This window comes from Mycobacterium sp., assembly GCF_036488105.1.
GTDB lineage: Bacteria > Actinomycetota > Actinomycetes > Mycobacteriales > Mycobacteriaceae > Mycobacterium.
This window is the reverse complement of the sequence record NZ_DASXHW010000103.1, coordinates 1-5336: the sequence shown is the minus strand read 5'-3', so window position 1 is coordinate 5336 and position 5336 is coordinate 1. Positions and strand designations below refer to the sequence as shown.

Below are 5336 nucleotides of genomic sequence, written 5' to 3'. Positions count from 1 at the left end.
ACCTGCTCGGCCGTGCAGATCGACCATGTGGTCGCGCTGGCCGACGCCTGGTAAACGGCGCACGCTTGTGGGAGGGCCAGCGCCGGCGCGACTTCGCCAACGACCCGCGCAACCTGTTGGCCGTGGCCGGTCAGGTCAACTGCGACAAGGCTTTTCGTGATGCCGCGTCGTGGTTGCCGCCGAATACGGCGTTCCGATGTGCCTTCGTCGCCCGCCAGGTCGAGGTGAAGACCGACTACCCGCTGTGGGAGTCGGCAAAGAGAAAGACGCGATGCGCGACGTGTTGCGGGACTGCTAACCGGTCAGCTCGACCAGGCCGTGCCCGGGCGTCAGGGCATGCGTCATGGGCACGTCGTGCGGCTCGTGCGGCACCTCGTTGAGCAGCTCGTCGTCGCGGACCACAGCGATCAGGCGCGCCTCGGGATTCCGGAGCACCAGCGTGCGGTCGTAGAAACCGCGTCCCCGGCCCAGCCGGGCCCCGGTGCGGTCGACGGCCAGCGCCGGGACAAACACGACGCTCGCGTCACCCACGGCGGTCGCCGGCAACCACGGTCCCGCCGGTTCGAGTAGGCCGAATCGCGCGGCCATCAGCTGCCCGGGCCGGTACTCGCCCCATTGCAGGGCCATCGCGGAGTCGTCGCCGGTGGTGCGCGTGACCGGCAGCAGCACCCGGTCCGCTTGGCGCAGAAGCACATCCAGCATCTCGATGGATCCCGGCTCCGCCCCGACCGGGACGTAGGCGCACACCGTGCGGCCGCCGTTGATCGTCAGGGCATCGACATGGGCGGCCAACGATCGGGCCTCCTGCGCGTGGGCGTCGTCGGAAACCGCGCGACGGCCTGCTAGCAGCCGTTCTCGCAATGCGGCCTTGCCCGCCGTCGCCACAAGGTCAACGATAGGGTTTCAACGATGTCTGGCTCACAAGTTTCGGTTCCCCGCACGGCGATCGTGCCCGCGGCCGGATTGGGCACCCGTTTTCTGCCCGCGACCAAGACCGTGCCCAAGGAACTGCTGCCTGTCGTCGACACACCCGGCATCGAGTTGGTGGCGGCCGAAGCCGCCGAGGCCGGCGCCGAGCGGCTTGTCATCATCACCTCCGAAGGCAAGGACGGCGTCGTCGCGCACTTCGTCGAGGACCTGGTGCTCGAAGGCACGCTCGAGGCGCGGGGCAAGGAGGCCATGCTGGCCAAGGTTCGTCGCGCACCGGCGCTGATCAAAGTCGAGTCTGTGGTGCAAACCGAGCCGCTTGGCCTCGGGCACGCGATCAGCTGTGTCGAGCCGGTGCTGGGCGCCGACGAAGACGCGGTCGCGGTCCTTCTTCCCGACGACCTGGTGCTGCCGACCGGCGTGCTGGTGATGATGTCGAAGGTGCGCGCCCAGTTCGGCGGCACGGTGTTGTGCGCGATCGAGGTGACGCCCGAAGAGATAAGCGCCTACGGCGTTTTCGATGTCGAGCCGGTGCCCGGTGCCGACAGGGACATGCTGAAGGTCAACGGCATGGTGGAAAAGCCCAACCAGGCAGACGCGCCGTCTCTGTACGCGGCGGCCGGCCGTTACATCCTCGACCGCGCCATCTTCGACGCGCTGCCACGCATTCAGCGGGGTGTCGGCGGCGAAATGCAGCTCACCGATGCGATCGCGTTGCTGATCGAAGAAGGGCACCCGGTGCACGTCGTCGTTCACCGCGGCTCTCGACACGACTTGGGAAATCCCGGCGGCTACCTGAAGGCTGCGGTTGACTTTGCCTTGGACCGTGACGACTACGGACCAGAGCTACGGCGGTGGCTGGTGACCCGATTGGGTCTGGCCGAACGCTAGCGGCTAGTCGTCACTTTCCGGCCCGGCCACTTCCGGCCTGGGGTTGATGCGGGTGACGGCAGAAAGGCGCGCTGTGCGTTCGGTGGAGGAGCAACAAGCCCGCGTAACGGCCGCCGCGGTGGCGCCGAGGCCGGTGCGAGTCGCGATCGCCGAAGCGCAAGGCCTGCTGTGTGCCGAGGAAGTCGTCACCGAGCACCCGCTACCCGGATTCGACCAGGCCGCTATCGACGGCTACGCGGTTCGCAGTGTCGACGTGCAAGGCGTCGGGCAGGGCGATCCGTCCGAAGATCAGTCCGACGATCAGGCTGACGACGAGCTGCGGTCGCTGAGCGCGGCCGAAGGATCCTCGTCGGGCGGCGGGGTGACCCTGCCGGTGATGGGGACCGTCCAGGCCGGCGCGCGGACGCCGAGCAGGCTGCAGCCGGGGCAGGCCGCGCGCGTGCAGACCGGGGCGCCGCTGCCGACGCTGGCCGACGCGGTGTTGCCGCTGCGCTGGACCGACGGCGGCCAGTCGCGGGTACGGGTGCTGCGCGGCGTGCGGTCGGGTGCCTATGTGCGACGCACTGGTGACGACGTGCAACCCGGCGACGTCGCAGTGCGGGCCGGGACGATCATCGGAGCGGCCCAGGTCGGGCTGCTGGCCGCGGTGGGCCGCGACCGAGTGCTGGTGCATCCGCGCCCGCGGGTATCGGTGCTCGCGGTGGGCGGCGAGCTGGTCGACATCTCGCGCACGCCCGGCAACGGACAGGTTTACGACGTCAACTCCTACGCGTTGGCGGCTGCTGCGCGCGACGCCGGCGCGGAGGTGAACCGGGTCGGCATCGTCAGTAGCGACGCACGAGAACTCGGCGAAGTGGTTGAGGGTCAAGTCAATCGAGCCGAGATCGTGGTGATTGCGGGCGCGGTTGGCGGCGCGGCGGCCGAGGCGGTGCGATCGGTGCTCGCCGAGCTCGGCGAAATGGAAGTCACCCGCGTCGCGATGCATCCTGGCTCCGTTCAGGGCTTCGGGCAGTTGGGCCGCGACGGTGTGCCGACCTTTCTGTTGCCCGCCAACCCGGTCAGCGCGCTGGTGGTGTTCGAAGTGATGGTCCGGCCGCTGATCCGGTTGTCGCTGGGAAAGCGACAGCCGATGCGCCGGGTCGTGCAGGCACGCACGCTGTCGCCGATCACCTCGATTGCCGGCCGCAAAGGCTTCCTGCGCGGACAACTGATGCGCGATCAGGACACCGGCGAGTATCTGGTGCAGGCGTTGGGTGGGGCGCCGGGCGCCTCGTCGCACCTGCTGGCGACGCTGGCCGAGGCAAACTGTCTGGTCGTGGTTCCCCGCGATGCAGAGCAGATCCGCACCGGCGAGGTCGTCGAAGTCGCGTTTCTGGCTCAGCGCGGCTGAAAGGCCTGGTGGCATCGGCTCGTGAACCTGTGGCGCTCCAACTCACAGCACCCCGGCTGGCCGACTTCGGTCGGACCGTTGCGGGTCGCCGCCGGCATGATCCGGCTGCGCCCGGTGCGCCTGCGCGACGCCGCGAAATGGAGTCGCGCGCGGCTGGCCGATCGGGTGCATCTGGAGCCGTGGGAACCCAGTACCGAAGTTGATTGGACTGCGCGACACTCGGTTTCGACGTGGCCGGCGGTGTGTTCGAGCTTGCGGGCGGAGGCGCGCAACGGCCGGATGCTGCCCTATGTGATCGAGCTGAACGGTGAGTTCTGTGGGCAGCTGACGATCGGGAACGTCACGCATGGCGCGTTGCGGTCGGCCTGGATCGGCTATTGGGTGTCCAGTGCGGTGACCGGCGGCGGCGTCGCCACCGGAGCCTTGGCCCTAGGTCTCGATCACTGCTTCGGCCCGGTCAGATTGCATCGCGTGGAAGCCACGGTGCGGCCGGAGAATGCGGCCAGCCGGGCTGTGCTGGCAAAGGTCGGGTTTCGCGAGGAGGGGTTGCTGCGCCGCTACCTCCAAGTCGACGGGGGCTGGCGCGATCACCTGTTGGTCGGCCTGACGGTCGAGGAGGTCTACGGATCGGTGACGTCGGCCCTGGTGCGCGACGGGCACGCGGGCTGGGCGTAGTCCGACCGAGTTGCGCGGCGTGTCGTGTTACCAACGTGACTTTTGTGACTAATGATTCTTGTCAGAGGTAAATTACAGATGTGTAATTGATCTGAGTGCCTCGACCGGCAGCGCTGGCCACCGGTTAAGTCTTGCGGGGAAAGGAGCGGGTCGCTATGCCAAGCATCCCGCAGTCGTTGTTGTGGATATCGCTCGTGGTGCTCTGGCTGTTCGTGCTGGTCCCCATGCTGGTCAGCAAGCGCGACGCAGTGCGGCGCACCAGCGATGTGGCGTTGGCGACCCGCGTGCTGAACAGCGCCGCGGCCGCCCGGCTGATCAAGCGCGGCGGGCCGGCGGCAGGCCACCGCAGTGACCCCGACTGGCAGCCCGAGCAAGACGAATACGACGACGACCTTGAAGACGTCGACGACGACGAGACCGAAGACGCCTCGCCGTCGCGCGTCGTGACGGTTTCAGCGGCGGCATCGGTCGAGGATGGCGCCCCCGACTGTCTCGAGTTCGACGTCATCGACCCCCACTCCGAAGCGTTGCCGGTGAGCGCGACCGCGGAAGTTGGCGAGGAGACCGCCCAAGATACAGACACCGAGGTCGACCTCGAAGTCGAGTACGACGCCCAGGGCGAAGCGTTCGACGACGACGCTGATCAGTACGAATACATCGACGACACCTCAGGGATACCGGTCGGCGCGGAGCCGCCGAGGACCGCCGCTCCGGCGTTCGGTCGGCGGTATCGCTATGACGCGGACAAGGCTGCCGCAGCCGTTGCCCGCAAATACGCCGCCCGCAAACGGGTGCTGATGGTCATGGCGCTGACGTTGGTCCTGTCAGCGGCGACGGCGTTCCTGGTGACCTCCACGGCGTGGTGGTTCTTCGGCGTCGTGTCCGCGGTGACCGTGCTCTACCTGGGCTACCTGCGCAGGCAGACGCGGATCGAGGAGCGGGTCCGGCGTCGCCGGATCCAGCGGATGGCGCGCTCGCAGCTCGGTGTGGAGAACACCCACGACCGCGAATACGACGTTGTCCCGTCGCGGTTGCGGCGTCCCGGAGCCGCGGTGCTGGAGATCGACGACGAAGACCCGATTTTCGAGCATCTCGACTACGCGCCGTACGCCGACCGGGATTACGAGTGGGACCGGGTCTTGCCGCGAGCGGTGGGGCAATAGCGGTTCGGCGACTTCGGCCGCGACTGGTAGCCTGCTAGCGATCAGGGGCTATGGCGCAGTTGGTAGCGCGACTCGTTCGCATCGAGTAGGTCAGGGGTTCGAATCCCCTTAGCTCCACAAAGTTTGAGCAGGTTGGCCGGCATCGAGGTCCAGCTGGGGACTTAAGCGGGCTGGCTGGCATCGAGGTCCACATCAGAACCGTGGGGTCGCGGCACCCAGGTGCGGCAGGTCAGCCCGAGACCCCTTGCAAAGCAACGAGACCGTCCCGGATCCCGTCGTTGATTTGGTCC

General features: G+C 67.9%; 5 protein-coding genes, 1 tRNA gene and 1 pseudogene. 6 read left to right on the top strand and 1 reads right to left on the bottom strand.

The annotated features are described in order from the left end of the window. Positions 1 to 298 (top strand): annotated as a pseudogene (locus VGH54_RS05470) (HNH endonuclease family protein); the annotation flags it as partial. Here VGH54_RS05470 and VGH54_RS05465 read toward each other — a convergent pair. Beyond that, a complete protein-coding gene (locus tag VGH54_RS05465) occupies positions 295 to 885 on the bottom strand; it encodes a 5-formyltetrahydrofolate cyclo-ligase (protein ID WP_331510920.1) in 591 nt (196 codons plus the stop codon). The pseudogene VGH54_RS05470 and the gene VGH54_RS05465 overlap by 4 nt on opposite strands. Before the next feature lie 24 nt (positions 886 to 909). Here VGH54_RS05465 and VGH54_RS05460 point away from each other — a divergent pair, with 24 nt between their 5' ends. From VGH54_RS05460 to VGH54_RS05440, 5 genes are all read left to right on the top strand, one after another. Beyond that, positions 910 to 1818, top strand: a complete 909-nt coding sequence (locus VGH54_RS05460; protein ID WP_331510919.1) for a UTP--glucose-1-phosphate uridylyltransferase — start codon at positions 910 to 912, stop codon at positions 1816 to 1818. 73 nt (positions 1819 to 1891) lie between these two features. Continuing rightward, the gene (gene glp / locus VGH54_RS05455; RefSeq protein WP_331510918.1) at positions 1892 to 3208 is read left to right on the top strand and encodes a gephyrin-like molybdotransferase Glp; all 1317 of its coding nucleotides are present in this window, start codon (positions 1892 to 1894) and stop codon (positions 3206 to 3208) included. A gap of 21 nt (positions 3209 to 3229) precedes the next feature. Beyond that, positions 3230 to 3883 (top strand): GNAT family protein, encoded by a 654-nt coding sequence (locus VGH54_RS05450; RefSeq protein ID WP_331510917.1) that lies wholly within the window; start codon positions 3230 to 3232, stop codon positions 3881 to 3883. A 155-nt stretch (positions 3884 to 4038) separates the two neighbouring features. Continuing rightward, entirely contained in the window at positions 4039 to 5046 is a 1008-nt protein-coding gene (gene glpR / locus VGH54_RS05445; protein WP_331510916.1) for a gephyrin-like molybdotransferase receptor GlpR, read from the top strand. Between the two features lie 44 nt (positions 5047 to 5090). Continuing rightward, positions 5091 to 5163 (top strand) — tRNA-Ala (locus VGH54_RS05440). The last annotated feature ends 173 nt before the right edge of the window (positions 5164 to 5336 follow it).

Excerpts from the sequence above, each read along its gene's own strand:
- VGH54_RS05460 (WP_331510919.1), top strand. The coding sequence starts at position 910 with ATGTCTGGCTCACAAGTTTCGGTTCCCCGCACGGCGATCGTGCCCGCG.
- glpR (WP_331510916.1), top strand. The coding sequence starts at position 4,039 with ATGCCAAGCATCCCGCAGTCGTTGTTGTGGATATCGCTCGTGGTGCTC.